This window comes from Nocardia sp. NPDC051750, assembly GCF_044453135.1.
Taxonomy (GTDB): Bacteria; Actinomycetota; Actinomycetes; order Mycobacteriales; family Mycobacteriaceae; genus Nocardia.
Map to the genome: position 1 here is coordinate 1,049,122 of NZ_JBITCK010000002.1, position 24,985 is coordinate 1,074,106.

24 protein-coding genes are annotated in these 24,985 nt (G+C 68.5%); 8 read left to right on the plus strand and 16 right to left on the minus strand.

Annotated elements, in window-relative coordinates:
• Nucleotides 1-13: 13 nt before the first annotated feature.
• Both ACIA75_RS12290 and ACIA75_RS12295 read right to left on the minus strand, forming a co-directional pair.
• Nucleotides 14-1,525 (minus strand): leucyl aminopeptidase, encoded by a 1,512-nt coding sequence (locus ACIA75_RS12290; protein WP_397102931.1) that lies wholly within the window; start codon nucleotides 1,523-1,525, stop codon nucleotides 14-16.
• 10 nt (nucleotides 1,526-1,535) lie between these two features.
• Nucleotides 1,536-2,330 (minus strand): TetR/AcrR family transcriptional regulator, encoded by a 795-nt coding sequence (locus ACIA75_RS12295; RefSeq protein ID WP_397102933.1) that lies wholly within the window; start codon nucleotides 2,328-2,330, stop codon nucleotides 1,536-1,538.
• A gap of 105 nt (nucleotides 2,331-2,435) precedes the next feature.
• Between ACIA75_RS12295 and ACIA75_RS12300 the strand changes: the two genes are divergently transcribed.
• The 3 genes from ACIA75_RS12300 (at nucleotide 2,436) to ACIA75_RS12310 (ending at nucleotide 5,481) form a co-directional block, all read left to right on the plus strand.
• Entirely contained in the window at nucleotides 2,436-3,047 is a 612-nt protein-coding gene (locus tag ACIA75_RS12300) for a GNAT family N-acetyltransferase (protein WP_397102935.1), read from the plus strand.
• Between the two features lie 132 nt (nucleotides 3,048-3,179).
• Nucleotides 3,180-4,274, plus strand: a complete 1,095-nt coding sequence (gene gcvT, locus ACIA75_RS12305) for a glycine cleavage system aminomethyltransferase GcvT (RefSeq protein WP_397102937.1) — start codon at nucleotides 3,180-3,182, stop codon at nucleotides 4,272-4,274.
• A 106-nt stretch (nucleotides 4,275-4,380) separates the two neighbouring features.
• Entirely contained in the window at nucleotides 4,381-5,481 is a 1,101-nt protein-coding gene (locus tag ACIA75_RS12310) for a branched-chain amino acid aminotransferase (protein WP_397102939.1), read from the plus strand.
• Nucleotides 5,482-5,535: 54 nt separating this feature from the next.
• Here ACIA75_RS12310 and ACIA75_RS12315 read toward each other — a convergent pair whose 3' ends face one another.
• From ACIA75_RS12315 to ACIA75_RS12340, 6 genes are all read right to left on the minus strand, one after another.
• Nucleotides 5,536-6,249 carry an MBL fold metallo-hydrolase gene (locus tag ACIA75_RS12315; protein WP_397102941.1) on the minus strand — a complete coding sequence of 238 codons (714 nt, stop codon included), beginning with the start codon at nucleotides 6,247-6,249 and terminating at the stop codon, nucleotides 5,536-5,538.
• A gap of 204 nt (nucleotides 6,250-6,453) precedes the next feature.
• Entirely contained in the window at nucleotides 6,454-7,206 is a 753-nt protein-coding gene (locus ACIA75_RS12320; RefSeq protein ID WP_397102943.1) for an adenosylcobinamide-GDP ribazoletransferase, read from the minus strand.
• A 25-nt stretch (nucleotides 7,207-7,231) separates the two neighbouring features.
• Nucleotides 7,232-8,299 carry a nicotinate-nucleotide--dimethylbenzimidazole phosphoribosyltransferase gene (gene cobT / locus ACIA75_RS12325; RefSeq protein ID WP_397102945.1) on the minus strand — a complete coding sequence of 356 codons (1,068 nt, stop codon included), beginning with the start codon at nucleotides 8,297-8,299 and terminating at the stop codon, nucleotides 7,232-7,234.
• Nucleotides 8,300-8,619: 320 nt separating this feature from the next.
• Nucleotides 8,620-9,291, minus strand: coding sequence for a maleylpyruvate isomerase family mycothiol-dependent enzyme (locus ACIA75_RS12330; protein WP_397102947.1), 672 nt, complete (start codon nucleotides 9,289-9,291; stop codon nucleotides 8,620-8,622).
• 7 nt (nucleotides 9,292-9,298) lie between these two features.
• A complete protein-coding gene (locus ACIA75_RS12335) occupies nucleotides 9,299-9,865 on the minus strand; it encodes a bifunctional adenosylcobinamide kinase/adenosylcobinamide-phosphate guanylyltransferase (RefSeq protein ID WP_397102949.1) in 567 nt (188 codons plus the stop codon).
• A 7-nt stretch (nucleotides 9,866-9,872) separates the two neighbouring features.
• Nucleotides 9,873-10,541, minus strand: a complete 669-nt coding sequence (locus tag ACIA75_RS12340; RefSeq protein WP_397102951.1) for a DUF3043 domain-containing protein — start codon at nucleotides 10,539-10,541, stop codon at nucleotides 9,873-9,875.
• Nucleotides 10,542-10,783: 242 nt separating this feature from the next.
• Between ACIA75_RS12340 and ACIA75_RS12345 the strand changes: the two genes are divergently transcribed.
• Together ACIA75_RS12345 and ACIA75_RS12350 are read left to right on the plus strand one after the other, a co-directional pair.
• The gene (locus ACIA75_RS12345) at nucleotides 10,784-11,140 is read left to right on the plus strand and encodes a HesB/IscA family protein (RefSeq protein WP_397102953.1); all 357 of its coding nucleotides are present in this window, start codon (nucleotides 10,784-10,786) and stop codon (nucleotides 11,138-11,140) included.
• A 356-nt stretch (nucleotides 11,141-11,496) separates the two neighbouring features.
• Nucleotides 11,497-12,468, plus strand: a complete 972-nt coding sequence (locus tag ACIA75_RS12350; protein WP_397102955.1) for a carbohydrate kinase family protein — start codon at nucleotides 11,497-11,499, stop codon at nucleotides 12,466-12,468.
• A 65-nt stretch (nucleotides 12,469-12,533) separates the two neighbouring features.
• Here ACIA75_RS12350 and asnB read toward each other — a convergent pair whose 3' ends face one another.
• The gene (asnB, locus tag ACIA75_RS12355) at nucleotides 12,534-14,477 is read right to left on the minus strand and encodes an asparagine synthase (glutamine-hydrolyzing) (RefSeq protein ID WP_397102957.1); all 1,944 of its coding nucleotides are present in this window, start codon (nucleotides 14,475-14,477) and stop codon (nucleotides 12,534-12,536) included.
• A 443-nt stretch (nucleotides 14,478-14,920) separates the two neighbouring features.
• Between asnB and ACIA75_RS12360 the strand changes: the two genes are divergently transcribed.
• Entirely contained in the window at nucleotides 14,921-15,907 is a 987-nt protein-coding gene (locus ACIA75_RS12360) for a cytochrome c oxidase subunit II (protein ID WP_397103466.1), read from the plus strand.
• Between the two features lie 13 nt (nucleotides 15,908-15,920).
• A complete protein-coding gene (locus tag ACIA75_RS12365; RefSeq protein WP_397102959.1) occupies nucleotides 15,921-16,337 on the plus strand; it encodes a cytochrome c oxidase subunit 4 in 417 nt (138 codons plus the stop codon).
• 168 nt (nucleotides 16,338-16,505) lie between these two features.
• Here the strand turns inward: ACIA75_RS12365 and ACIA75_RS12370 are convergent, their stop codons facing one another.
• On the minus strand, nucleotides 16,506-17,783 hold the full coding sequence (locus tag ACIA75_RS12370) for an FAD-binding oxidoreductase (RefSeq protein ID WP_397102961.1): 1,278 nt from the start codon (nucleotides 17,781-17,783) through the stop codon (nucleotides 16,506-16,508).
• A gap of 606 nt (nucleotides 17,784-18,389) precedes the next feature.
• Nucleotides 18,390-19,211: a sporulation protein gene (locus ACIA75_RS12375; RefSeq protein WP_397102963.1), complete on the minus strand. Its 822-nt coding sequence runs from the start codon at nucleotides 19,209-19,211 to the stop codon at nucleotides 18,390-18,392.
• A 229-nt stretch (nucleotides 19,212-19,440) separates the two neighbouring features.
• Here ACIA75_RS12375 and ACIA75_RS12380 point away from each other — a divergent pair, with 229 nt between their 5' ends.
• Entirely contained in the window at nucleotides 19,441-20,754 is a 1,314-nt protein-coding gene (locus ACIA75_RS12380) for a hypothetical protein (RefSeq protein ID WP_397102965.1), read from the plus strand.
• A 38-nt stretch (nucleotides 20,755-20,792) separates the two neighbouring features.
• Here ACIA75_RS12380 and ACIA75_RS12385 read toward each other — a convergent pair whose 3' ends face one another.
• The 5 genes from ACIA75_RS12385 to ACIA75_RS12405 all read right to left on the minus strand — a co-directional run bounded on the left by ACIA75_RS12385 (nucleotide 20,793) and on the right by ACIA75_RS12405 (nucleotide 24,970).
• Entirely contained in the window at nucleotides 20,793-21,518 is a 726-nt protein-coding gene (locus tag ACIA75_RS12385; RefSeq protein ID WP_397102967.1) for a lysophospholipid acyltransferase family protein, read from the minus strand.
• Between the two features lie 152 nt (nucleotides 21,519-21,670).
• Nucleotides 21,671-22,648, minus strand: coding sequence for an ROK family protein (locus ACIA75_RS12390; RefSeq protein WP_397102968.1), 978 nt, complete (start codon nucleotides 22,646-22,648; stop codon nucleotides 21,671-21,673).
• The gene (locus ACIA75_RS12395; protein WP_397102969.1) at nucleotides 22,645-23,157 is read right to left on the minus strand and encodes a hypothetical protein; all 513 of its coding nucleotides are present in this window, start codon (nucleotides 23,155-23,157) and stop codon (nucleotides 22,645-22,647) included. The genes ACIA75_RS12390 and ACIA75_RS12395 overlap by 4 nt, the downstream gene beginning before the upstream one ends.
• Complete coding sequence (locus ACIA75_RS12400) at nucleotides 23,154-24,452, minus strand: ArsA family ATPase (RefSeq protein WP_397102970.1); 1,299 nt, start codon at nucleotides 24,450-24,452, stop codon at nucleotides 23,154-23,156. Before ACIA75_RS12400 ends, ACIA75_RS12395 begins: the two co-directional genes overlap by 4 nt.
• Before the next feature lie 80 nt (nucleotides 24,453-24,532).
• The gene (locus tag ACIA75_RS12405) at nucleotides 24,533-24,970 is read right to left on the minus strand and encodes an SRPBCC family protein (RefSeq protein WP_397102972.1); all 438 of its coding nucleotides are present in this window, start codon (nucleotides 24,968-24,970) and stop codon (nucleotides 24,533-24,535) included.
• Between the last annotated feature and the right edge of the window lie 15 nt (nucleotides 24,971-24,985).

Below are 24,985 nucleotides of genomic sequence, written 5' to 3' on the forward strand. Positions count from 1 at the left end.
CGAGGACCAGGGTTTACTCGGCGGCGATGTCCTCGAGCACCCCGATGAGCGTGCGGACCGGAACACCGGTACCGCCCTTGCCGATATAGCCGAACGGCCCGCCGGTGTTGTACGCCGGACCCGCGATATCGATATGCGCCCACTGGACGCCCTCGGGCACGAACTCCTTCAAGTAGGTGCCGGCCACCAGCATCCCGCCCCAGCGGTGCGAGGTCGCGTTGACCATATCGGCGACCTTGGAGTCGAGATCGGCGCGCAGTTCCTTGGGCAGCGGCATCGGCCAGCCGTGTTCGCCCACCTCACGGGAGATCCGGGCGACCCGGTCGCGGAAATCGTCGGTGCCCATCACGCCCGGGGTGCGGGTGCCCAGCGCGACCATCTGCGCACCGGTGAGGGTGGCGACGTCGATCAGATAGTCCGGTCCGTCCTCACCGGCGCGGACCATCGCATCCGCCAGGATGAGCCGGCCCTCGGCGTCGGTATTGGTGACCTCGATGGTGGTGCCGCCGTACTGGGTCAGCACATCGCCGGGGCGCTGGGCGGTGCTCGACGGCATGTTCTCGGCCATCGGCACGGTCGCGATCACGGTGACCGGCAGGCTCAGCCGCGCGGCGAGCAGAGTCGTCGCGACCACGGCCGCCGCCCCGGCCATATCCGAGGTCATGTTCTCCATGTTCGCGGCCGGTTTGATGGAGATACCGCCGGTGTCGAAGGTGATGCCCTTGCCGACCAGCGCGACCTTCTTCTCGCCGCCCCGGTAGGTGAGGCGGATCAGCCGCGGCGGCCGCGAGGATCCTTTGCCCACGCCGACCACGCCGCCGTAACCACCGGCTTCCAGCGCTTTCTCGTCGAGCACCTCGACCTCGAGCCCGGCGCCCTCGGCGAGCAGTTCGGCCCGGCGGGCGAATTCGGCCGGGTAGAGGTGGCTCGGCGGGGTGTTCACGAAATCGCGTGCCGTGGCCACGGCTTCGGCGGTCAGCTGGGCTCGGAGCAGGGCGTCACCGCCGAAATCGGGTTCGGGGACGAGCAGTTCCACCCGGGCGAGGGGGGCGGCCTCCGGTTTCGGTGCGGATTTCGCGGAGCGGAACGGGGTGAAGGAGTAGGCGCCCAGGTAGAAACCCTCCACGGCGGCGCCGATATCCAGGCCGGACAGGGTGGTGACGGCACGGGTGACTCCGGTCAGCGACCGGGCCGCGACACCGGCGCTGCGGCGGATCTGCTCGGCGTCGAATTCCGCGGCGTTGCCGAGCCCGACGGCGAGCACGCTGGCGACATCGTCCAGCCCGGCCGGGGCCGGAATACGGATCAGCTGTTCGGCCTTGCCGGTGCCGCCGACCGCGGTCACCTGATCGAGCAGCCGGGCGCGCAGGTCGGTATCGAGCACATCGCCGAAGAGGTCCTCGGGCACCAGGACGGGCCCGTCGTCGGTGGTGGCCACACCGACGACGAGGACATCGGTGCCGGGCTCGATGGTCTGGGTACGTGCCAATTCCGGTCCGAGCGGACGATCTGCGACTGCTGTCATGGCCTTCAGGCTATTCGGTGGTGCTCGCGTGCCGCATCGCGACACCGTCCAGGAGCGTGTCCACGGCCTCGGTGAGCAGCGCGTCGAAATCGAGTTCCGGGGCCGGTGGGGCGAAGACCTTGTGCAGCGTGGGCCGGGCCGCCGGGTCGATGAGTTCGGCGAGGGCCGCCGGAATATCGGTGGCCGCTCCGGCGCCGCCGATGCGATCCACCCGCTCGGAGGTCCACAGCAGAGCCAGTCCCTGGACCAGTGCCGAGTAGCTCAGGTAGGCCGACATCAACTGTGCCCGTGGCAGGTTGAATTCGTCGAGGGCGGCGAAGGCGCGCTCCAGCGCGTCGAACAGGCTCTGCCCGAGCGGCGGCCGGACGCGCGCGAGGACGGACAGTATCCAGGGATGGCGCCGGTAGAGCTGCCATTCCTGGTGCGCCTCGTAGCGCATTCGCGCGCGCCACCCGGTGAGGTCCGGCGGCGGAGGCGGGGTTTCGGCGAGGACCAGATCGGTCATCGCGACGAGGAGATGTTCCCGGTCGTCGAAATACCGGTAGAGCGATGCGGTCGCGACGCCCAGTTCGCCGGCCAGCCGCCGCATGGTCAAACCCTCCAGGCCCGCACGGTCGGCGAGTCCGACGGCGGCGCGGGTGATCGAGACGGTGGACAACCGGCGGGCGATCGGGCGTTCCCGCGGCGGCACCGTGGCCCGGCGATCCCGATAGGCGCGTCCCTGACAGGACCGCGAGCAGTAGCGCCGGCGCCGTCCCCGGGCGGGTTGACGAAGGGTTTCACCGCAGCGCACACAGTGGGTCACGACCCCGATTTCATCACACGAAATGCCGTGACGAAATAGTGGTGATGCACTGGTGAGCCGCATATGTTCGTCTACAGGAACACCATTCACCTAGGAGGCGGCGTCGTGGGTGCGGAACTGAGTGTGCGGCGGGCGGAACGAGACGATTTCGACCCCCTGATGACGGCGCTGCGGGAGGCTGCCCCGGACGAGGCGGTGACGGAATGGATAATGCGGGGGCATCCAATGGATCAGTTCCTCGACGTCTATCTGCCCGAGATCATCGAACGCGGGTTCGGTGACGACGAGATCTGGATCGCGGGCGCCGAGGACGAGATCTGGGCGGTCTCGGTCTGGCAAGCCGTCACTTCCGTCGACCGTCTGCTGGCCGACGCGACCACCGCCCGCGAACACGCCGAACGGGCTCCGGATAGCCGTCCGCTACAGCGTTCGGCGTATGTCACCGAACTCCTGGCCCGGGAACACCCCCGGCGGTTCCCGCATCGGTACCTGGAGTTGATCGTCACCGTGCCTCGATATCGGGGGCAGGGTGCGGGTGCGGCAATCCTCGGCGACCGGACCCGGGCGCTGGCGGCCGCGGGGATGCCGGCGTACCTGGAAGCCAGTACCGAACGGTCGTCGCGCCTGTATGCCAGGCAGGGATTCGTGCCCACCGGTGCGACTCACACGCTGCCCGAGGACGGGCCGACTCTCATTCCTATGTGGTTCGCGGCCTGACGCGCCGCTCGTGGCGGCGGAACTCGTGACCCGTAGCGCCGCGGAGCACCAGGACCAGGCCACCCACCGGTGTGGTGCTGCACCCGGCGCGGGGCGGTCCGCGACCCTGTGGGGCCGGGATAAGCTCGGCGGGTGAGTGACGCCGGGCTGAAACAGGGACCTGTCCATGGAGTTCATGTCGAACTCGGGGCGAAATTCGCGCCGTTCGGCGGATGGGAGATGCCGGTCTCCTACGCGGGGACCGTGGCCGAGCACACCGCGGTACGGGAATCGGCGGGGCTGTTCGATGTGAGCCATCTCGGCAAGGCGACCGTACGTGGTGCGGGGGCGGCCGAATTCGTGAACTCCGCGCTGACCAACGATCTGGGACGGGTCGGTCCGGGCAAGGCGCAGTACACGCTGTGCTGCACCGCGGACGGGGGTGTGGTCGACGACCTCATCGCCTATTTCGTGCGTGACGACGAGATCTTCCTGGTACCGAACGCGGCGAACACCGCGACGGTGGTGGAGTTGCTGGCGGCCGCCGCGCCGCCGCGGATCACCGTCACCGACGAGCATCGCGAGTACGCGGTGTTCGCGGTGCAGGGGCCCCGGTCGGCGGAGGTTCTGACCGAGCTCGGACTGCCCACGGATCTGTCGTATATGGCATTCACCGACGCCGAGTGGCGCGGGCAGTCCGTGCGCGTGTGCCGGACCGGCTACACCGGTGAACACGGGTACGAACTGCTGCCGCGCTGGGACGGCGCCGAGGCACTGTTCCGGGCGCTGGTCGAGCAGGTGCGCGCGGCGGGTGGCGCGGTCGCCGGGCTCGGTGCGCGCGACACCCTGCGCACCGAGATGGGCTACCCGCTGCACGGCCACGAACTCTCCACCGAGATCACGCCCGTACAGGCCCGGGCTTCCTGGGCGGTCGGCTGGGCGAAAGCGGATTTCTGGGGCAAGGCCGCCCTCGAAGCGGAACGGACGGCCGGTGCCCGCCGGATCCTGCTGGGCCTGGAGGCACTCGACCGCGGTATCCCACGGGAGAACCAGGCGGTGCGCCACGACGGCCGGGAGGTCGGGGTGACCACCTCCGGGACCTTCTCGCCGACCCGGCAGCTCGGGATCGCCCTGGCGCTGCTGGATCCGGCGATCCCGCCCGGCAGCGAGGTCGAGGTCGATGTCCGCGGCCGGTCGCTGCGCTGCACCGTGGTGCGGCCACCGTTCGTCACCCCGCATACCAGCTGAACCCGGAGACCGCCCGGTTCGGACCGGGACGGTTGAGAGACTCGTGGGTCACAGACAACGGGACCACCGCGGATTCGGTGCGGACGCAGGACATACACTGCTGGTCATGACCGCTGCTGCACAGTTCGCCCGTATCCCTCATCCTGCGCCCACCCCGGCGCAGCGGGTACAGGAGATTCTGACGGCACCCGGTTTCGGCCGGTTCTTCACCGACCATATGGTCACCATCGACTACACCGAGGCCGACGGCTGGACCAACGCGGTCGTCGAACCCTACGGTGCGCTCACCCTGGACCCGGCGACCATGGTCTTCCACTACGGACAGGCGATTTTCGAGGGCCTCAAGGCGTACCGGCAGCCGGACGGGCAGGTCGCGTGTTTCCGGATCGACGCGAACGCCGCCCGGTTCCGCCGCTCCGCGCGCCGGATGGCGATGGCCGAACTGCCCGACGAGCTGTTCATCGAATCGGTGCGGCAGCTGCTCGACGTCGACGGGGCCTGGGTCCCCGAGGCCGGCGGCGAGGAGTCGCTGTATCTGCGGCCGTTCATGTTCGCCACCGAATCGGGGCTGGGTGTGAAACCGGCCTCCGCGTACAAGTACCTGTTGCTCGGTTCGCCGGCCGGCGCCTACTTCCCCCGCGGCGTGAAACCGGTGCGGGTGTGGCTGTCCACCGAATACGTGCGGGCGGCGCCCGGCGGCACCGGTGAGGCGAAGGTCGCCGGTAACTACGCCGCCTCGCTGCTCGCCCAGGCCGAAGCCACCGCCAAGGGCTGCGACCAGGTGGTGTGGCTGGACGCCTGCGAACGCCGCTACGTCGAGGAGATGGGCACCAACAACCTGTTCTTCGTCTACGGCTCCGGCGCCGACGCCGAGCTGGTGACCCCGGAACTGTCCGGGTCGCTGCTGCCCGGTATCACCCGTGACTCGCTGCTCACCCTGGCCGCCGATTCCGGTTACCCCGTGACCGAGCGCAAGATCTCGGTCGAGGACTGGCGTGCGGGTGCGGAATCCGGCGAGATCACCGAGGTTTTCGCCTGCGGTACGGCGGCGGTGATCACCCCGGTCGGCTCGGTGGCCGGGCCGGACGGTGAGTTCACGATCGGTGGCGGCGAACCCGGCGATGTGACCATGGCGCTGCGCGACACCCTCACCGGCATCCAGCGGGGCACGTTCGCCGATGTCCACCAGTGGATGCGGGTGCTCTGACCCCCGCGGATCTCCGGGTACCGGGCGGATGCGCCGGTACCCGGACCGGCGATATCAGCCCGGCATGAGGGCGTGCCATTCGGCCAGCGAGCGCGGGCGCAGCACGTAATTGTTGTCGCGGATGCTGTCCAGGGAAGCGTGCGGGTCGGCGGAGTACCAGTGGCCCGGATAGACCTCCGGGTTTATCGGCATATCCGCCAGCGACCGCAGGCTCGCGAACATCGCCGCGGAATCCCCGCCGGGGAAATCGGTGCGGCCGCACCCGTCGATGAACAGGGTGTCGCCCGCGATGAGTTTGTCGTCCACGAGGAAGCACTGGCTGCCGGGGGTGTGCCCGGGGGTGTGCAGGAATTCGATATCGAAGGCGCCGACACTCAGCTTGTCGCCGTGGCCGTGCCCGGTCAGCTCGCTGGGGGCGATCCCGGTGACATTCGCCACCCAGGATTTCTCTTCGTCGTTCACATGGACGGGCACGGTGGCCTGTTCGAGCAGTTCCTTCACGCCGCGCAGCGTGAACCCCATCATGGTGCCGCCGATATGGTCGGGATGGTGGTGGGTGACCAGTACCCCGGACAGTTTCAGGCCGTCGCTCTCGGCGATACCGGCCAGATCGCCCGCGGCGTAGGCCGGGTCGACGACAACACACTCGCCGGTGTCCCGGTCACCGATCAGATAGGCGAAATTGCGCATCTGCGTGGCGATCGGGTCGCCGATGGCGAAATCCCGGCCGGCGAGCAGTTGGCGGAAGTAGAGACGCTCGGCTGACATACCTACCACCTTATGGGCAGCACCGCGGCGGTGAGACGCTGCGTTCGCAATCTCGGGGCAGGTGACATCAGAACGGCCCGGCTTTGTGGGTGCACAACGTGTCTGGGCCAGCTTGCGTCGGGTGGTGAGCACTACGGCAACGGAGCGCGGTACGGGTCGATTCCCGGCCTGTGAGCCGCCGGCGCCCGGACAACCGGATATCCGTCAGCCGTAACCCGTGGCCGCCGCCGCGAAACCCAGCGCGGCCAGTGATGTGCTGAGCTCGACAGCGGCGCCGAGCAGGTCGCCGGAGAGCCCGCCGATCCGGCGGATACCGTGGTCGGTCAGCCGGACGGCCGCCAGCAGCGCGAGCAGTGCGATCAGCGGTCCGGACCATGCGAGTCCCGGAACGGCCCAGACGGCTGCCGCGGCAGCGAGCGCCCCCCACACCACCACCGTCAGCCGTGACTGTGTCCCCGCGACCAAGGCACCGAATCGGGTATCGGGAGCCGGCTCGATACCCCGGCGGCAGGCCGCAACCACCGCGACCCGGCCCAGGCCCACCGCGACGATCACCGCGAACCAGTGACCGGAACCGGCCAGCGCGGTGAACGCGCCGGCTTGGATACCGGCGGCCGAGACGACCGCGACCACGCCGAACGGCCCGGCGCCGCCGCTTTTCATGACTTCCCGCGCACGCTCCGGCGGTCCGTACACGCCGAGCCCGTCGAAGGTATCGGCCAGCCCGTCCAGGTGCATGCCCCGGGTCAGCAGGGCCAGCACCGCGACCGCGACGAACCCGGCCGCGGCACCCGCCGGCGCCAGCAGCCACAGCGCCGCCGCCGCCGCGACCCCGAGCGCGAGACCGGCGACCGGTGCCAGCGCGATCGCCCGGGTCGCCGCGCGGCGGTCGACCTCGGCCGGACCGCGCACCGGCAGCACGGTGAGCCAGGAGAAGGTGAGACGGAGGGTCAGCACAGCGCCGGCCCGGAATCCGGCGCGATCACTTCTGCAGATCGACGGCGGGCGCGGCGGCCGTACTGACACCGGCGTCCGCGAAGGTCGCCATCTCGGCCAGCACGGCCACGGCCGAACGCAGCACGGGAAGCGCCGTGAGCGCACCCGACCCCTCGCCGAGCCGCATCTCCAAGCCGAGGATCGGGTCGAGTTTCAGTTTGGTCAGCGCCGCGGTATGCGCGGGTTCGGTCGAGCGGTGCGCGGCCACCCACCAGGCCGACGCGCCCGCCGCCAGATCCTCGGCCACCAGGGCCGCGGCGGTCACGATCAACCCGTCGAGCAGTACCGGTGTGCGCCGCGCCGCGGCCTGCGCCAGGAACCCGGTCATCGCGGCGATATCGGCGCCACCGGCCACCCGCAGCAACTCGACCCCGTCGCGGGCGACCGGCCGGGCCCGCCACATGGCGTCCCGCACGGCGGCCACCTTGCGCATCCAGCCGTTGTCGTCGACGCCGGTACCGCGACCGACCGCGCGGACCGGTTCGGTCGCGGTGAGTGTGGCGATCAGCACGGTCGCCGGGGTGGTGTTGCCGATACCCATATCGCCGGCGATGAGCAGATCCGCGCCCGCGTCGATCTCCTCGTCGGCGATCGCCCGGCCGGCGGCGAGCGCGGCGTCGACCTCGTCGGCACTGAGCGCGTCCGCGCGGTCGATGGCGCCGCTGGACCGGCGGACCTTGTGCGCGCTCACCGCGGGGTCGGTATCGCCGGCCACCGCGATATCCACGACCCGCACGCCGGCATCGGCGATCCGCGCCAACGCGTTGACCGCGGCGCCACCGGCCCGGAAGTTGGCGACCATCTGCGCGGTGACCTCGCTCGGATACGCCGAGACACCGTGCTGGGCCACCCCGTGGTCACCGGCGAACACCACCACCCGGGCACGCTGGAACTGGGCCGGCGGGCATACGCCCTGACACGCCGCCACCCAGTTACCCAGTTCCTCCAGCCGCCCCAGCGACCCCTGTGGTTTGGTCAGCGACGCCTGCCGCTGCTCGGCCGCCGCGCGGGCACCGGCATCCGGCGGGGTAACGGCTGCGAATCCCTCTGACACTGTGTGAAGCCTTCCGATCGGGTAGCTGTCGCGCCGGGCGCCGTACCGGTTCCGGCCGCCTGCCCTCCGACAATATTGCCCGCACCGCTACGGGACGGTGGGACCACCCGCCCCAGCGATCTACCCCGCCGCCCCTACCTCGCGAGGTACCGCCGGTGCCGGATCGAGCTATCACGTGGCCGGGGCCACCTGCGCCGGGTTCTTCACCGGGCGCGGGGCGCCGATCGGGCCGATGCGATAGACCAGCTATCCGGCGTTCGCGACGGATGCGTTCCCGGTGCCGAAGGTCCGGCTCTGACGCGTGCAGAATCGGCGGGAGGTCAGCCGGTGATTCTGGACTGCAGCGTGGCCACACCCGCGCCGGTCAGTTCGGCGCAGTAGCCGTCGCGGCCCGCCAGCGCCATCACCAGGGCGAGAGTGGTGCCGCGGACTTCCGGGCCGGTTCCGATATCGAACGGGCTGTCGGTCGCGACGAGATGGAGTCCCTCGCGGAGCGTGCGACCGGAAACGGTGAAATCGCGGGCGGCGAAGAACCGCGCGACCTCGGTCACCGCGGCGGCCGCCGGAGTCCCGGTCAGCCCGAGTGGCCGGCGGATGTCCTGCCCGTGCACCACGACCTCACCCAACCAGGCCGGGGTGTGCCCGGAAGGTGCTGTCGTACTCGTGCCGACCGCCCGGAACCGGGCCAGTGTCTCCGCGGGATCGGTGCCGAGGTATTCCCGCATCCGTCGCTGATTGTGCAGGTCGGCGTCGAAACGGGCGCCGGCCATACTGCGGATCCAGCGCAGCGGGCCGATACTCGCCGCCGCGGTGAGATGCGCGAGGACCTCCTCGACCGTCCACCGACCGCATAGTGAGCGGGTCCCCCACTGCTCCGGGGTCAGATCGGCGAGCTCGTCGGCCAGCGCGGCCCGTTCCCGGTGGATCGCGGCCCAGATATCGGCGCGTGACATGGTCTGCACGGTGCTCATCGAAGCAGGTGCGTCCGACACGATCGGCTCATTTCAGGCGCGTCGGCAGGCCGGCCAGGACGAAATAGACCTCGTCACAGACGTGGGCGAGACGTTGGTTGAGGGTGCCGATCTCGTCGCGGAAGAGTCGGCCGGAGCGGGTCGCGGGGATCACGCCGAGTCCTACCTCCGGGGTGACCAGCACCAGCCGGCCCGGATACTGCCCTACGGCGGCGACCAGCGCATCGGTGTCGGGCGTGATCGTGCCCCGCGGTTCGTCCCAGGCGCCGCGGGCGTCGAGGCGGGCGGTGAGCCAGGTGCCGATATCGTCGACCAGGGTGGGGCCGGGGTGGGCGATGCGCAGCACCGTGGCCGGATCGGCGCCGTCGAGCACTGTCCAACCGGCGGGGCGGCGGGCCCGGTGCGCGGCGATACGGGCGGCGAAATCGGTGTCCGCGGGGTCCGGGATCGCGGTGGCCAGATAGCGGACCGGCCCCTCGCCGACCTGGGATTCGGCGAATGCGGATTTCCCGGACCGTGCGCCACCGAGAACCAGTGTGCGCCGCCCGGTACCGGACGTCCTGGATACCGGCGGCACAGGATCGGGTTGCGACACCCCTGGATCAGACCGCGTCGCCGGGACCGACACGCGGTTTCGGTGCGCGCATCTTACGAATCTGGGAGGCGCGGACGAAGGCGTACCAGCCCAGGCGGAAACCGGTATCGGTCTCCTTGGGGAAGCGCTCGCGCACGCGCCGGTTGACGATCCGGCCGAGCAGGAAACCCTCGGCGACCATGAACACCATCATCACCAGCATCGCCAGGGTGATGATGGACTGCCACGCCGGCGCCGCGAACATGGACAGGATCAGCAGCAACGCCATCGGCATGAACAACCCGACCAGGTTGCGGCGGGCGTCGACGATATCGCGGACATAGGCGCGCAGGGGGCCCTGATCACGGGGGAGCAGGTACTTGTCCTCACCGGCGAGCATCCGGGCCCGGCGATCCTGTGCGGCGGCCCGGCGATCCGCGGAGGCGGCCTTGCGGTCCTCCTTGGAGCCGCGGGTCTCCTTGCGGCGGGCGCGTGCTTCCTTGGAGGTCATGGGCGGCGGGGCGACGGGGCCGCGGCGGCGGCCCTCGGCCTCGCGCCGGCTCGGGGTCGGCCGGCCCTTACCTGCAGTAGGGGCGGATTTCGCCGGTGCCGGGTCGGCGTCGGTGGCGGTCGCGGCCCGAGAGCTGTCGGCGGGCACGTCGGTACCGCTGGACTCACCGCGTCGAAACAACTTCACAGTGACCAGGCTAATCGGTCGGCTGACCGGCACGGAAGCCGGGCGGTTGCCGGGTGGGACCGATCACCGCCCGCGCCGGACGTGGCGACCCTCACCGGCCGGGCGTGCCCCGGACCGGGCCGGTGCTGTGGCCAACGGGGCCGGAGATGGCAAGATGGGGGAATAAGCAGCCCGTCCGAGGGTGTTGAACCCGGAACCGTGCGCTGTTCACGGACCGACCACGCTGTCCATTAGGAGAGTTCATGACTGTGCAGAACGAGACCGCCACCGAAACCCACGGCGTGAAGCTGACCGACGCCGCCGCGGGCAAGGCCAAGGCGCTGCTCGACCAGGAGGGCCGCGACGACCTCGCGCTGCGTATCGCGGTGCAGCCGGGCGGCTGTGCCGGTCTGCGCTACCAGCTCTTCTTCGACGACCGCACCCTCGACGGCGACCTCATCGCCGATTTCGGTGGCGTCAAACTGACCGTCGACCGGATGAGCGCCCCCTACGTGCAGGGTGCCGCGATCGATTTCGTCGACACGATCGAGAAGCAGGGTTTCACCATCGACAACCCGAACGCCACCGGCTCCTGCGCCTGCGGCGATTCCTTCAACTGATATCCGCGTCGCTCGCGGCGTCGCGGTGTCGGCCTACTCGGGCCGACATTCGAGGGCCCGGCAAGGCCCGCGGCGCCGCTGGCGACGTTCGGCTGGAGAGTTTTCCGAAACTCTCAGAGCTTCGCTGAACTCGGCACCCTCGGAGGGCGCGCCGATGTTCGTGAGGCTCGGAGTTCGTCGGCATCGATCCGGAACAGTGCTCGGACTGTGGGCGGATCGTCGGCATGCCCATCGGCGACGCGGATAAGCACCGTTTACGACGCGTAGTCGTAGGCCCCGTTCATTGATACGGTGAGTCGGCGGGGGCAAGGCCCCGTTTACTTCTTGTTCGCGCTGATTCCGAAGGGGCCACTTACGTGTCCATTGCTGTATCCGCGTCCGTCGCGACCGACCATCTCATGCGGTTCCCCGGCCGTTTCGCCGACGCACTGCTGCCCGATCAGCTCGAGCATGTCTCGCTGAGTTTCCTCGTCGACGATCTGGTGATCCGGCGCGGCGGCGTGGGCGGCAACATCGCCTACGCCATGGGCCTGCTGGGCCGGTCCCCGCTGCTCATCGGCGCGGTGGGCCGTGACTTCGACGAATACCGGACCTGGCTGGAGAGCAACGGCGTCGACTGTTCGGCGGTCCGGGTCTCCGAGACCGCGCATACCGCGCGTTTCGTCTGCACCACCGACGAGGACATGGCCCAGATCGCCTCGTTCTACCCCGGTGCGATGAGCGAGGCCAGCGATATCTCGCTCACCGCCCTCGCCGAACAGCGCGCCCTGGATCTGGTGCTGATCGGCGCCAACGACCCCGAGGCCATGCTGCGCCATACCGCCGAATGCCGGGAACTACACGTTCCCTTCGCCGCCGACCCCTCGCAGCAACTCGCGCGGCTGGACGGGGATCAGGCGGTGCAGCTCATCGAGGGCTCCACCTATCTGTTCACCAACGAGTACGAATGGGGTCTGCTCAAGCAGAAGACGGGCCTCACCGAGGAGGAGATCGCCACGCGGGTCGGCGTCCGGGTGACGACCCTCGGCAAGGACGGTGTGCTGGTCGTCGATACCGACGGCACCGAGGTGCGTGTCGAGGCCGTCCCGGAGAACGCCAAGGTCGATCCCACCGGCGTCGGTGACGCCTTCCGGGCCGGATTCCTCACTGGTCACACCTCGGGGCTGAGCCTGCAGCGCTCGGCGCAACTCGGTTCGCTCATCGCTGTGCTGGTGCTGGAAACCGTCGGCACCCAAGAATGGACCCTGGACGCGGATGCCGCGCTGAAACGGCTCGGCGAAGCCTACGGCGCCGACGCGGCCGCCGAGCTCGAACCGCTGTTGCGCTGAGCCATCGCAGACCGAAGGCCCCACTCGGCGAGTGGGGCCTTCGTCGTCTCCGGGTTCCGGGTGGCCTAGACCTGCACCGGGTAGGTGGGTTCGGCGATCTCCGGTTTGATCCGGTCCTCGACGAAGATCCCGTGCCAGATCATGAACACCAGCAGCGTCCACAGCCGGCGGCTGTGATCGGAATCCCCGGCGCGGTGCGCGTCGAGCATCGCGGTGACGGCGGCCTTGTCGAGCAGGTGGTCGGTCTGCGATTCGGTGATCTGCTGCCGAGCCCAGTCGTAGAGTTCGGTGCCGCGCAGCCAGTGCCGCAGCGGTACCGGGAAACCGAGCTTCGCGCGGTGCAGCACATGCCCCGGGACGATGCCCTCCAGCGCCCGGCGCAGGGCGTACTTGGTGGTGTCCTTGGTGATCTTCTGCTCCAGCGGGACCTGTTCGGCTACCCGGAACACCTCGGTATCCAGGAACGGCACCCGCAGTTCCAGCGAGTTCGCCATGGTCATCTTGTCGGCCTTGACGAGAATATCGCCGCGCAACCAGGTGAACAGGTCCAGATGCTGCATCCGCGTCACCGGATCCCAGCCGGCCGACTGCGCGTAGATCGGGGCGGTGACATCCTGATGGGTCCATTCCGGGCGGAACTCCCGCAGCACCGACCGCAACTGGGCGTCGCTGAAACTCCGCGCGTTGCCGTAATAGCGCTGTTCCAGCGTGAGCGACCCGCGATGCAGCAGGCTCTTACCGCGGGTCCCCTCCGGGATCAGATCCGATACCTTCCCGGCCAACCGGCGCAGCCCGCCCGGCAGTTTGTCGAACGCCGCCAATGACAGCGGTTCCCGGTAGATCGTGTAGCCGCCGAACAGTTCGTCGGCGCCTTCCCCGGAGAGCACGACCTTGACGTGCTTGCGCGCCTCCTTGGCCACGAAATACAGCGGCACCAGCGCCGGATCGGCCACCGGATCGTCGAGATACCAGACGATCTCCGGGATGGCGGCGGCGAACTCGGCGGGGGAGACCACCTTGACGATATGCCGGGCACCGATCGCCGCGGCACTCTCGGCCGCCACATCCACCTCGGAATAGCCCTCACGTTCGAAACCGGTGGTGAAGGTGATGAGCTTCGGATTGTGCCGCATGGCCAGCGCCGCGATGGCGGTGGAATCGATACCACCGGACAGGAACGACCCGACGGTGACATCGGCGCGCATATGTTTCGCGACGGAGTCCTCGAGCGCCTCGGCGATCTCCCGGTAGCGGGCGGCCTCGCTGTTCACCGCGAACGGGCGCACCCCGAACTTCGGTACGAAGTACCGGGTGGTCACCGGGCGCTCGCCCGGCCGCACGACCGCGTAACTACCCGATTCCAGCCGGCGGATACCGGCGTGCAGGGTCTCCGGTTCGGGCACGTACTGCAGCACCGTGTAGTGCTCGAGTGCGCGATGGTCCAGGGATTCGTCGAGATCCAGGTCGCCGAGCAGTTCCAGCAGGCTCTTCTTCTCGCTACCGAACGCGGTGCCGCCGGGTCCGGTCGCCAGGAACAGCGGTTTGATACCGAACGGGTCGCGGGCGAGGAACAATTCCCGGTCACGGGTATCCCAGATCGCGAAGGCGAACATGCCGCGCAGCCGCCGCACGGCCTCGGGGCCCCAGTAATGGAAGGCCGCCACAATGGCCTCGCCGTCACCCTCGGTGGCGAACATCGGCCGCTCGCCGAACTCGGCCGCGTGGTCGCGGGACAGTTCCGCGCGCAGTTCCAGATAGTTGTAGATCTCGCCGTTGAACGTGAGGGCGTAACGCTCCGGATCGTCGGCCGGTCCCCAGCGCAACGGCTGGTGCGAATGTTCGATATCGATGATCGAGAGCCGGTTGAATCCGAAGATCAACTGGTCGTCGTGCCAGGTGCCGCGCTCGTCCGGTCCGCGGTGCCGGACACAGTGCAGGGCGTCGTACACCCGCTCCACCGTTTCCGGCGCTGCGGTATCGGACGTCAGAAATCCGAGCAGTCCACACACTGCGGCGCTTACCTCGTTTCCTCTGGTCGGGGATCCGCGCCGAGGCAGGCGGGCGCGGTGGGCGAAATCTAGTGTCCGAGTATGCCGCACCCCCGGTTTTCCCGTGCGATACACCTCCGTTCTGCGGCTACGCTGTCGCGCGGAGTGTCGAAGCCGACCCGACGGCGTACCGGGCGCGTGTTTGGTCTACGCTGCGTAGTACTCGGACTGTTCCGGGTGGTGCTGCGTGGTGCGCAGGGCCGCCGGAGAGGCCCGATGTGCTGTTTTTCTGTATCACCGGAGGCGGTCCTCGCCGCCGTGGATGCGATGTCGGAATGTGTGGCGACCAGGAAGGCGTGAGCGTGGCGCACAAGGCGAGCGACGAGATCGGGGCACGGCCTGCCCGGCGGCGGGGAAGTGTCCTGCGGCGGGCCGGTCTGGCGGTATCCCTCGGGATCACCGCGATGCTCGTCTCCGGCTGCTCGATCGACAATGTGTGGTTGCGGTTCGGCTGGCCCTCGGGTGTCACCCCGCAGGCGCACCGGATGCGGGAACTGTGGACCTGGTCGGTCGTGGCCGCCCTCATCATGGGCGTGCTGGTCTGGGGTCTCACCTTCTGGACCGTCATCTTCCACCGCAAGAAGAAGAACTCGCCGGAGTTCCCGCGGCAGACCGGCTACAACGTGCCGCTCGAACTCACCTACACGGCGATCCCGTTCGTGATCATCGCGGTGCTGTTCTACTTCACCGTGGTCGTGCAGAACTACGTGCACGAGAAGGTCGACAATCCCGATGTCGTCGTCGACGTGACGGCCTTCCAGTGGAACTGGAAATTCGGGTACCGCGAGGTCGACCTGAAGAACGGCTTCACATACAACGGTGTCGACACCGTGCGTGAGGACGCGAACCAGGAGCAGCTGCAGGAGTACGCCGAGCGCACGAACGAAGACGGCCACGAGCAGCCGGGCCCCGTCCACGGCCGCCCGGAGAACGATATCCTCTCGTTCCTGCACTACAACAAGATCGAAACGGTCGGCACCAGCACCGAGGTACCCATCCTGGTCCTCCCCACCGGCAAGGTGATCGAGTTCCAGCTGGCCGCCGCGGACGTCATCCACGCGTTCTGGGTTCCGGAGTTCCTGTTCAAGCGGGACGTGATGCCGAACCCGAAGGAGAACAACTCCGATAACGTCTTCCAGATCAGCGAGATCGAGCGCGAGGGCGCCTTCGTGGGCCGCTGTGCGGAAATGTGCGGCACCTTCCACTCGATGATGAACTTCGAGGTCCGCGCGGTGACGCCGGAGAAGTTCCAGAGCTACATCCAGGCCCGGGAATCCGGTATGACGAACGCGGCGGCACTGGAATCCATCGGCGAATCGCCGGTGGCCACCTCGACGCAGCCGTTCAACACCGATCGCACGGTCAAAACCGATGCCACCGAGAGCAAGTGAGGACTGATCTCCGATGAGGATCGAAGCACGACTGTTCGAACTGCTCACGGTGTTCTTCATCATCGTGGGCATCATCTACGGCTTCTTCACCGCGCAATCGCGTACCGGCATCGAATGGGCGGGCACCACGGCGATCGTGCTCACCGCGGGCCTGTCGCTGATCATCGGCACGTATTTCCGTTTCGTGGCCCGCCGCCTCGACCTGCGGCCGGAGGACTTCGAAGACGCGGAGATCGTCGACGGTGCGGGTGACCTCGGGTTCTTCTCGCCCGGCAGCCCCTGGCCGATCCTGCTCGCCGGCGCCGCCTCGGTCACCGCCCTGGGTTTCGCCTTCTTCGAGCCCTGGCTGATCGGGCTGGGCGTCATCCTGATCCTCACCGCCGCCGGCGGCCTGGTCTTCGAGTACTACCTGGGCCCCGAAAAGCACTGAGTTCTCTCGAGCAGAAAACCCCGCAGTCCGAGTCGGCTGCGGGGTTTTCTGCTGCTGCGGTGAGCGGAGTCGCACGTTGCGGTCGGGGGTCGGGGCCCGCCCGGTTCTGGAGAGGAGTGAAGAACCGGGTTGACAGGTCCCCGCGCCGGAGGCGGCCCAAAAAACAGCTCAGTCGGTGGATTCGTAGCGGGTGCTGTTTTCCGAGTGGCAGATCTCGTCGATGCCGGTGACGATATCGCGGAGCTGTTCGGAGGGGAGCGCGTACGGGCGCAGCCGGCAGGTGAAGGTGATCAGGCCGTGGTCGGTTTCCGGCAGGCCGTGGGCCGCGGATTCGGCGCGCAGATACGCCGAGCGCACGCCGTAGGTCATGGCCGAGATCACGGTGAAGCAGCCGGTGCGTTCCCGGTGCCCGTTGAACAGATCGTGCAGGCGGTAGAACACCGAGGTGTAGTTGGACAGCGGTGCGAATACGCCGACCCGGTAGGCGGGGCCGCGCTCCGAGGAACTGATCACCGTATCGGCCAGATACTCCGCGTCCCGCAAGGTCAGCACCTTGGGGGTGAACATCACGGCACCTGCCGCGGCGTTGCGGACCGGCATTCCGGCCTTACCGCTACTGGCCGAGGCGATCGCACCGAGCGACCGGCGGGCCCGGCTGCCGACCTCGCGGCGGGCACGCAGCGACCGGGTCGGTGCGGTGGGGTAGAGGCTGGACCACTGGCCGAAACGGACCGTGCCCAGCTGGACCTGTCCGGCGCCGGCCGGGCGGGACACCTTGAGCGGTGCGGTGTCCACCCAGCGGCCCACCTGCAGGACCGCGTCGCGGGGTTTGCCGACCTCGGTGTAGGCGTAGTCCACGAAACTGTCGAAATCGAGGAACCGGTGCGAATCGGTGGACAGCCAGGTGTTGTCCTTGTCGATCTCGACGGCGTCCAGGGTGAGCGCGGTGATGATGCCCGCCCGGCCGCCGGCACCCAGGATGCGATGGAAACGCTCGGTGTGATGGGTGCGGCCGCAGGTGCCGATCCGGCCGTCTGTATCGACATACTCCAGATCCGCGATCTGATCGATGAACAATCCGTACCGGTGCGAGGCGGTACTCACGCCGCCCACCGAAGCGAAACCACCGGCGGTGATATCCCGGTGGTCGCCCACCACGGGAAGCCCCAGCCCGTGCGCGCTCAGCCGGCGATCGATATCGGACAGCCGCGCACCCGCCTGGACCCGGACCGTCCGGCGGCCCAGATTGAGGTCGACGATCGCGTTCATCCGGCGCAGCGAGACCACCGTCTGCTGATCGGGCAGGGCGAGGCCGTCGGCGGCGGGATCGCCCCCGTGGACGGTGAGCGGCCTGGACAGGTCCCTGGAATTCCGCACGGTGCGAACGACATCCGCGGTGTCGAGAGGCAGATACTCGGCGGGAGAAACGATGGACGGCGTGCTCATGGCAGGAAGCTAACCACAGCCCGGCGGCTGCGGCGATATCGAATCACGGATCTGCCCCTATCCGTCGGCGGAACAGTCGGAACGGTTCCCGGTTCTGCGTCGGCCGGCGGGAGCGAAGGCGCGGCGCCGATCGGGCTCCGACCCCGGCACGTCGGTGCCGGCACATTTGAATTCTACCGTTGACCTGTGGCTTTAACGCAGTCCAGCCCATGACGGCCGAGGACATCCCGGTGTGGATCGCTGGTCCGCTCTGTCCAGGGGGGTTTCGCCGACCAGCCGCCCCGAACGACCACCATGGGAACTACCACCATCGTGCCCACTCTCGGCGCAGTCTGTACACCACGCGTTCACGGTCGGGGCCCGCCCCTGGTCTGGAGCGGGGGAGCGAAGCGGAGGAGCGGAGGAGTGCAGGGGTTGATAGGGCCCCGACCTCGAGGCGCGGAGCGCCTCCGAAAACACAGCCCGCCCCTTCGCGGATGGTCTACGTCGAGAGAAGGATTAATAGGCCTCGACTCCGCGACGCCGGAGACGGCGCCATAGGAGACGCCGGAGACGACGCTGTAAATACCAGTGCTGCGTCGCCGGATTCGTCGCTGGAAATACCGCTCAGCGGGCCAGCAGATGTAGCCGCTGCCCGATCACATCGACCCAGTTCACTTGTTCGAACGTCGCGAAATCGACCCGGATCGCGTCCTGGACATCGCGGCCCGGGGAGAACAGGAGAGCGCGTTTATCGGCTTCCAGCACCACATACATACCGTGTGGGTCGGCGACGAAGGTCACCTCGAGCTGGTTCAGTCCCGGAAGGCGTGGTGACGGGCCGAATTCGATCTCCTGGAAGAACGGGAGCTGATGCGGGATCCGGTCCACTCGGCCGGCTTCCACGTCGGCGTGCTGGATACCGAAACCCCACGCTTCGACGGCCGCGAGCAGAACATGCTGCGCGGGCAGGGCGCCCACGCCGATGGGATCGGTGTCCGCGGCGTCGAATCCGCCGTCCACATCGACCCGGGTGCGTACCGCCACCGCGGTCCCGTGCAGATGCCGCCCGTTATAGAAGGTGATCGGCGTTTCCCAGGGTGTGCGCAGTTCGAATCGGCCCTCCAGCGGGTGTCCGGGGTGCAGTTCGAACGGCCCGAACACCGGCTGGCGCGCGAACGCGAGGTCCACCAGGTGCTCCCGGCCGTCGTATTCCCGTTCGGCCCGGGTGATCAGCTCCACCGCGACCCCCTTGATCCGCACCGGCCGGTCCTGGCAACGCATCCGGATCACCCCCTGCACCGGCTGTCCGGGCTGCACTCCCGGGGTGAAGAGCTCCGTCTCCACCTCGGTGGAATTCGTGCCGAGCGCGCCCAGCATCGCCTTGAACATGTCCGTAGTCTCCGATCGAGCTTGTTCCAGGTCGCTGTGCTCGGACACCGACGCCATTCAAGAGTTCACCTCGAAGCGTATCCCGGTTCGGAATGCGGCGGCGGACTCGATCGGGTCGACCGACGTGATGCCATCCTCCCGGCGAACTCTCGCGCCAGGTGGATGACCCCGTCGGGTGGATTGTCCGGTTGCTGTTCGGCCACCGGACGGGCAGGTATAGTGGCGGCGAAGCTACGCGCGCTGTATATCCTTACCGTGCAGTGGGTTTCAATTCCAAGGGGGCGTGGTGTACATCGATGAACGAATCGATCGTGCTGCCGACTGGTTCGCGCGGAGCCTGGTCCGGATCGACGGGGAACACGCGGGCTGGGGGTGGTCTACCGACGTTCCGCCCAATCCGCAGGATTCCGCTGAGGTTCTCTGCGCGTTATCGCGTGTCGGTCGCCCGGTGCCGGAGGAGCCGCTCGTATTGGCGATGGTGCGTCGCGATGTTGTTCGGCACAGCAATCAAGACGAATGGGCATTCAGAGCGCCGATCGACGCCGCCTGGCGCCTCCGGGCCCTGCGTTGCTCAGGTGGGGCCGCAACCGATGACCATGTCATCGGATGTCGCGACCTGCTGGTCGCGACGCAGGACCCGGATACCGGCGGCTGGGCACTGGCCGACGGTGTGGCTCCGGTTTCGGTAACGGCTACGGCGGCCGCAGTGCGGGGGTTGGTCAGCCTGGCTGCCACCGATGAGCTGGCTGCGCGGACAGCTCTTCGTGGGACGATGTTTCTGGTTTCTGCCATGCTCGATGGTGACGCATGGGTGTCGCCGAACTATGCCTCGGCCCATATTGCGAGCTTGCTGGCGATTCCTGAGATCGCGGCATTGGGTGGCCCCCGGGTACGGCGGGCGTACGAGCTTGCCGCGGACAGGGTCCTGGAGTGCTTGGAGACCGGCCTCGGCAAGCTCGAGGAGGAGCCGATCCGCCGCGGCAGTGTGACGCAAACCTGGCATCACGCGACCTTGCCGCTCTCGGTCGCGGCCTTGGCCACCTCCGGTGACCGGCTCATCTTTCACCCGACGTTCCGCCGTGCATTCGCCGAGCTACTCGATTACCAGCAGCTGTCGCCCATCCACGCCGACCGAGGTGGCTTTCGTACCTCCAGCGAAGGCTTCATCACCTCCTACTCGACAGCACATGCGATCCATGCGCTGGCGCAGGTGCGGTCCGAGGTCGGCGATTGGGTGAATCCGGCCACGGTGTTCGACATGTTGTGCCAACGCGGGGGCGTCCACCACACGGATCCGCAAGAGGTCGTCCAGCTGGGAAAGTCGCGCCTTGTGATGAACAGTCCCGCCGGGGCCGCTTTCCTTGCGGTGGGGGCCTCGGCGGGGTTCACCATTGTGATGCTGGCTCTGCTGTTCGCCCGGCCCCTCGGCGAGCTCGGCAGCCGAGCCTTGGTCGCCTGGGGAACCTTCCTGGTCTTTCTGGGAATTTATGGCTTTGCCGCGACTCGTCTCACGCGACTGTCGAAGCGGAGAGTGGCAGCGGTCGTATTCGCCGCTTTCACCGCGATAATTTTTCCGGTTGTCGCGTTCCTGCTGGCCTGAAGCGCCCGTGGCGGGCCGGCAGTGACCGAGTACGGGCCTCAGCTCGCCGCGGACTCCGGGATTCGCGGGGTATGGGAGGACGGGCCGGACGGGACGTCCTTCTTGAGGCTGGCGGCGTACACGTCGACGTACTCCTGACCGGACATCCGCATCAGCTCGTACATGACCTCATCGGTGACCGCGCGCTCGACGAAACGGTTACCGCCCATACCCTCGTACCGGGAGAAGTCGATCGGCTTCCCGAATTTCACGGTGACCTTGCGGCGCCGCCACCGGAACGGTCCGGGCGGGCTCACCTCGTCGGTGCCGATCACCGCGACCGGGATCACCGGAACCCCGGTTTCCAGCGCCAGCCGGGCCATACCCGTCTTGCCCTTGTACAGCCGGCCGTCGGGGGACCGGGTGCCCTCCGGGTACAGACCCACGAGCCTGCCCTCGTCCAGCAGTTTGCGTGCTGCGATGAGCGCGTCTTCGGCGGCGGAGGCTCCGCTGCGATCGATCGGGTACTGGCCGGATGCACTGAAGAAGAACTTCTGGAACCGCCCCTTGAGACCGGGGGAGTGGAAGTACTCGGCCTTGGCCAGATAGTTGATCCGGCGGGGGCTCGACAGTGGAGCGAAAAGCCAATCCGCGAAGGAGAGGTGATTTCCCGCCATGATGGCCGCGCCGTCGGCCGGGATATTCTCCACGCCCTCCACCTCGGGCCGGTTGTACAGATGGATGAACGGACCCAGCAGCACGAACTTGAGCAGCCAGTAGAACATGACGTCCTTACTCCGGGAATCGGGATCGAAGTGTGAAGAGCCTCGGATGCCGACTCTACCGCCGGTCGCGGACCCTATCCAAGCTCGGTTGTGTTAATTCTCTATCTATGGCGCGCCCTCCGGCCCCGCGGGGCCGGGGCCTGCCCGGTCGCTCAGCGGCCGGCGATCAATGCGGTGCGGGCGAGTTCGGCGGCGCCGATCATTCCGGCGGCTTCGCCGAGCTGGGTGGTCCGGATACGGGCCAGCGGACGGTAGCCGTGACCGGTTACCGCGGCGGCGTATTCTTCGCGCGCTTCGTCGAGGAACAGCGGCGCCGAACTGCTCACCCCGCCGGCGATCACCACCAGGTCGGGGTCGAAGATATCGCCCACGAATGCCAGGCCCAGGCCCAGCCAGCGCGCGAAGTCGGCCATGACCCGCTGGGCCAAGGGATCGCCGTCCTGGGCGGCGTTGGCCACCCGGCGGCCGGTGAGCGCACCCGGGTCGGCGACGATCTCCTTCGCCAGCATCGACGGCGTGGCATCGGTGGCCAGTAGTTCGATCGCGGTTTCGGCCAATGCCGTTCCGCTGCAGTAGCGTTCCCAGCATCCGCGTTTACCGCAGCCGCAGTCGCGGCCCTGGGGGACCACCTGCAGATGCCCGAGTTCCGGTGCGACACCGTGCGTACCGCGATACAGCGCGCCGTCGATCAACAGGGCCGCGCCGATTCCGGTGCCGATGGCGACCAGGACCACATTGTGGCCGCCCGCCGCGGCACCGAACCGGTACTCGGCCCACATGGCAGCGTTGGCATCGTGTTCGAGGAGCACGGGCAGGCCGAGCCGTTCGGTCAGGCGTTTCGCGACCGGCGCGCCCCGCCAGGGCAGATGGGGTGCGAAATGCACCGTGCTGCGGTCCGCCGAGATGAACCCGGCCACGGCCAGTCCGACGGCGTGGATACTGTGCCGGGCGCCGAGATCGCGGACGGCGCGATCGAGTGCGGCCTCCAGCGCCGGGGCCGAATGCGGGGTCGGGCACTGCACCGTGTCGAGTACCTCGCCGGTGCTGTCGACGACGGAGGCGCGGATATTCGTGCCCCCGATATCGACACCGACGGTGAGTGATGTGCCAGAACCGGAGGTGGACGTCATGGCTTGATATTCACGGGTATGCCGACGTACCGGGATTTTCCGGAGGAGGCGCGGCGGGAGTCCGGCCGATCGGAGCCGACCGGTTCCGCGGGACCGGATTCGGCGGCCGGCCCGTCGGTTCCGGTGTCCGCGGTATCCGCCCCGGCGGAGCCGGACGACGGATCTCTGCCGGCGCCCGGGGAATCGTCCGGGGCCGCGGGGGTTCCCGTGCCGTGATCATGCGAGACGACCGGGTCGACCGGTGCGCCGGCCAGTGCCTCCCGCAGGACGGTCACGATCGCCGTGCCGTGCGCCGCGACGGCCGCCAGGACCTCGTGCTGCTCGCCGCGGACCAGGGCGGCCGCGGCGCACAGCGGGCACCAGGTGCAATTACTCCACTCCGGTGCACCGTCCGCGGCGGCCGCGCGCAGCACCGGCTCCACGCGTTCGAGCAAGGCTTCGGCGAGCAGGCGCAGTTCGTCGGCGAATTCGGCGATGCCCTCCGGCTGCCGGTAGTCGGTCCCGGTCATTTCGGCCACTCCTGCGGGTCGGGGCGGAAACGGATGACAAGGTATCCGTTGTCGAGTTCAGCGGTGCTGACGGTGCAGCGCCGCAGTACCGGCGCCAGACGCAACCGCCGGCGTACGCCGTCGGCTCCCACGATCAAATCGTCCTCCACTCGTCCCAGGCGCAGCGTGGCCGGATCCGCTACCGGAAGCTGGATACGCAGCGCGTATACCGAATGCACACCCGCGCCCGATTCCAGTTCCACGGCGGGCACCGCGGCGTCGGCGGGTGCCGGGCCGGCCGCCGAACCCGCATCGTCGCCTATCCGGGGGCCGCTGTCACGCCGAACGGGATCGCCGCCGCCGGTGTCGTTCCCGGAGACGCTGCCGTCGGCCGCGACGGCACACGACAGCCCCGCGAGCGGGCCGATACCCACCGGTTCGGCGCCGGTATGGCCCGCTACCAGCACCGGGACCTCCGGCATCGACCTTCGGAGTCCGGCGATCACATCCCATTGCTCGGCATAGCGGTGCATATACCAGCGCACCGCCGGATGCTGGGGCTCCGGTCCCGCGGGCGGCACCGCCGGCAGCACCTTGTTCACCACGACCGCCTGCAGCCGCAGGCCGAGCAGCGCCGTGGCCGAGCGCACCCGCGCGGACTCCGCGACCGCGACCCGTTCGGCCAGGGTGATCAGCCGGGCGCTGGTGCGGTCCCGGTCGGCGAGCAGGTCGCGGACCTCGGTGACGGCGGCGACGATCCGCTGCATCGTCGCCGCCAGGACGGCGCGCCGCAGATCGGTGCCGATGGCGCTCATCATCCGCTGGTGCGGGGGCCAGATCCGGTCGAGGTAGCCGAGCAGTGTGTCGGGGGCGGTGACGATGCGCAGCATATCGGCGGTGGGCGGACAGTCCAGGACGATCACATCCCATTCGCCGTCGTCCGCGTACTGTGCGATCTCCACCAGCATCAGCAGTTCCTGCACACCGGGTAGACCGGTGAGTTCGGCCGGATCCAGCGCACCCGGATCGAACCCGTGGTCGTGGCCCGGATCGGCCGCCAGGACATCGGCGACCTCCCGGAAACGGTCTTCGAGCAGGGCCAGGGAATCGAGTTCGATCACTTCGAGACCGGGGACGACCCGGGTGATCCCGGGGACCGCTCCGGCGTCGTGCGCGAACCGGAAACCCAGTGCGTCCCCGAGGGAATGCGCCTGGTCCAGGGAGGCGACCAGGACCCGCTGTCCTTCGCGGGCGTAGCCCATGGCCTGCGCGCAGGCCAGCGTCGTCTTTCCGACACCGCCCTTGCCGACGAACAATTCGACACGCGTCCGCGCTCGCCGGCCGTGATCCGGCGAGCCGTCGCCGCGGGCGCGCTCTCCGGTGGTGCGCGGCCCGGTCAGCCTTCGACCCGTTTCTTCAGTTCCTTGAGCGCGGTATCGGTGATCACCTTCTCCGCCTTGCGTTTGAACATGCCGATCATCGGGATGGTCAGGTCCACGGTCAGTTCGTAGCGCACCTCGGTGCCGCCGTCCGGCTGTTCGACCAGTTCGTAGCGGCCCTCCTGGGCTTTCTGCAGTTCGCCGCTCACCAGCGTCCAGCTCACCGCCAGATCGTCCGGGCGCCAGGTGTAGGACAGGACGTAGGTGTCCTTGACGACACCGGCGTCGAGGACGAACCGGGCGGTGCGGGCCCGGCCGTCGGGCCCGGTTTCCAGCACCTCCACCGATTTGGCCGCCGATACCCATTCCGGGTAGGACGCCAGATCGGCGATAACGGACATCACCTGTCGTGCGGGAGCCGCGATGACGATCGATCTCTGGGTCCGGTCGGCCATAGGTTCTCAGTCGTT

Excerpts from the sequence above, each read along its gene's own strand:
- ACIA75_RS12290 (WP_397102931.1), bottom strand. The coding sequence starts at position 1,525 with ATGACAGCAGTCGCAGATCGTCCGCTCGGACCGGAATTGGCACGTACC.
- ACIA75_RS12310 (WP_397102939.1), top strand. The coding sequence starts at position 4,381 with ATGACCGCTGCTGCACAGTTCGCCCGTATCCCTCATCCTGCGCCCACC.
- ACIA75_RS12315 (WP_397102941.1), bottom strand. The coding sequence starts at position 6,249 with ATGTCAGCCGAGCGTCTCTACTTCCGCCAACTGCTCGCCGGCCGGGAT.
- ACIA75_RS12345 (WP_397102953.1), top strand. The coding sequence starts at position 10,784 with ATGACTGTGCAGAACGAGACCGCCACCGAAACCCACGGCGTGAAGCTG.
- ACIA75_RS12360 (WP_397103466.1), top strand. The coding sequence starts at position 14,921 with ATGCTCGTCTCCGGCTGCTCGATCGACAATGTGTGGTTGCGGTTCGGC.
- ACIA75_RS12365 (WP_397102959.1), top strand. The coding sequence starts at position 15,921 with ATGAGGATCGAAGCACGACTGTTCGAACTGCTCACGGTGTTCTTCATC.
- ACIA75_RS12370 (WP_397102961.1), bottom strand. The coding sequence starts at position 17,783 with ATGAGCACGCCGTCCATCGTTTCTCCCGCCGAGTATCTGCCTCTCGAC.
- ACIA75_RS12375 (WP_397102963.1), bottom strand. The coding sequence starts at position 19,211 with ATGGCGTCGGTGTCCGAGCACAGCGACCTGGAACAAGCTCGATCGGAG.
- ACIA75_RS12385 (WP_397102967.1), bottom strand. The coding sequence starts at position 21,518 with ATGTTCTACTGGCTGCTCAAGTTCGTGCTGCTGGGTCCGTTCATCCAT.
- ACIA75_RS12390 (WP_397102968.1), bottom strand. The coding sequence starts at position 22,648 with ATGACGTCCACCTCCGGTTCTGGCACATCACTCACCGTCGGTGTCGAT.
- ACIA75_RS12395 (WP_397102969.1), bottom strand. The coding sequence starts at position 23,157 with ATGACCGGGACCGACTACCGGCAGCCGGAGGGCATCGCCGAATTCGCC.
- ACIA75_RS12405 (WP_397102972.1), bottom strand. The coding sequence starts at position 24,970 with ATGGCCGACCGGACCCAGAGATCGATCGTCATCGCGGCTCCCGCACGA.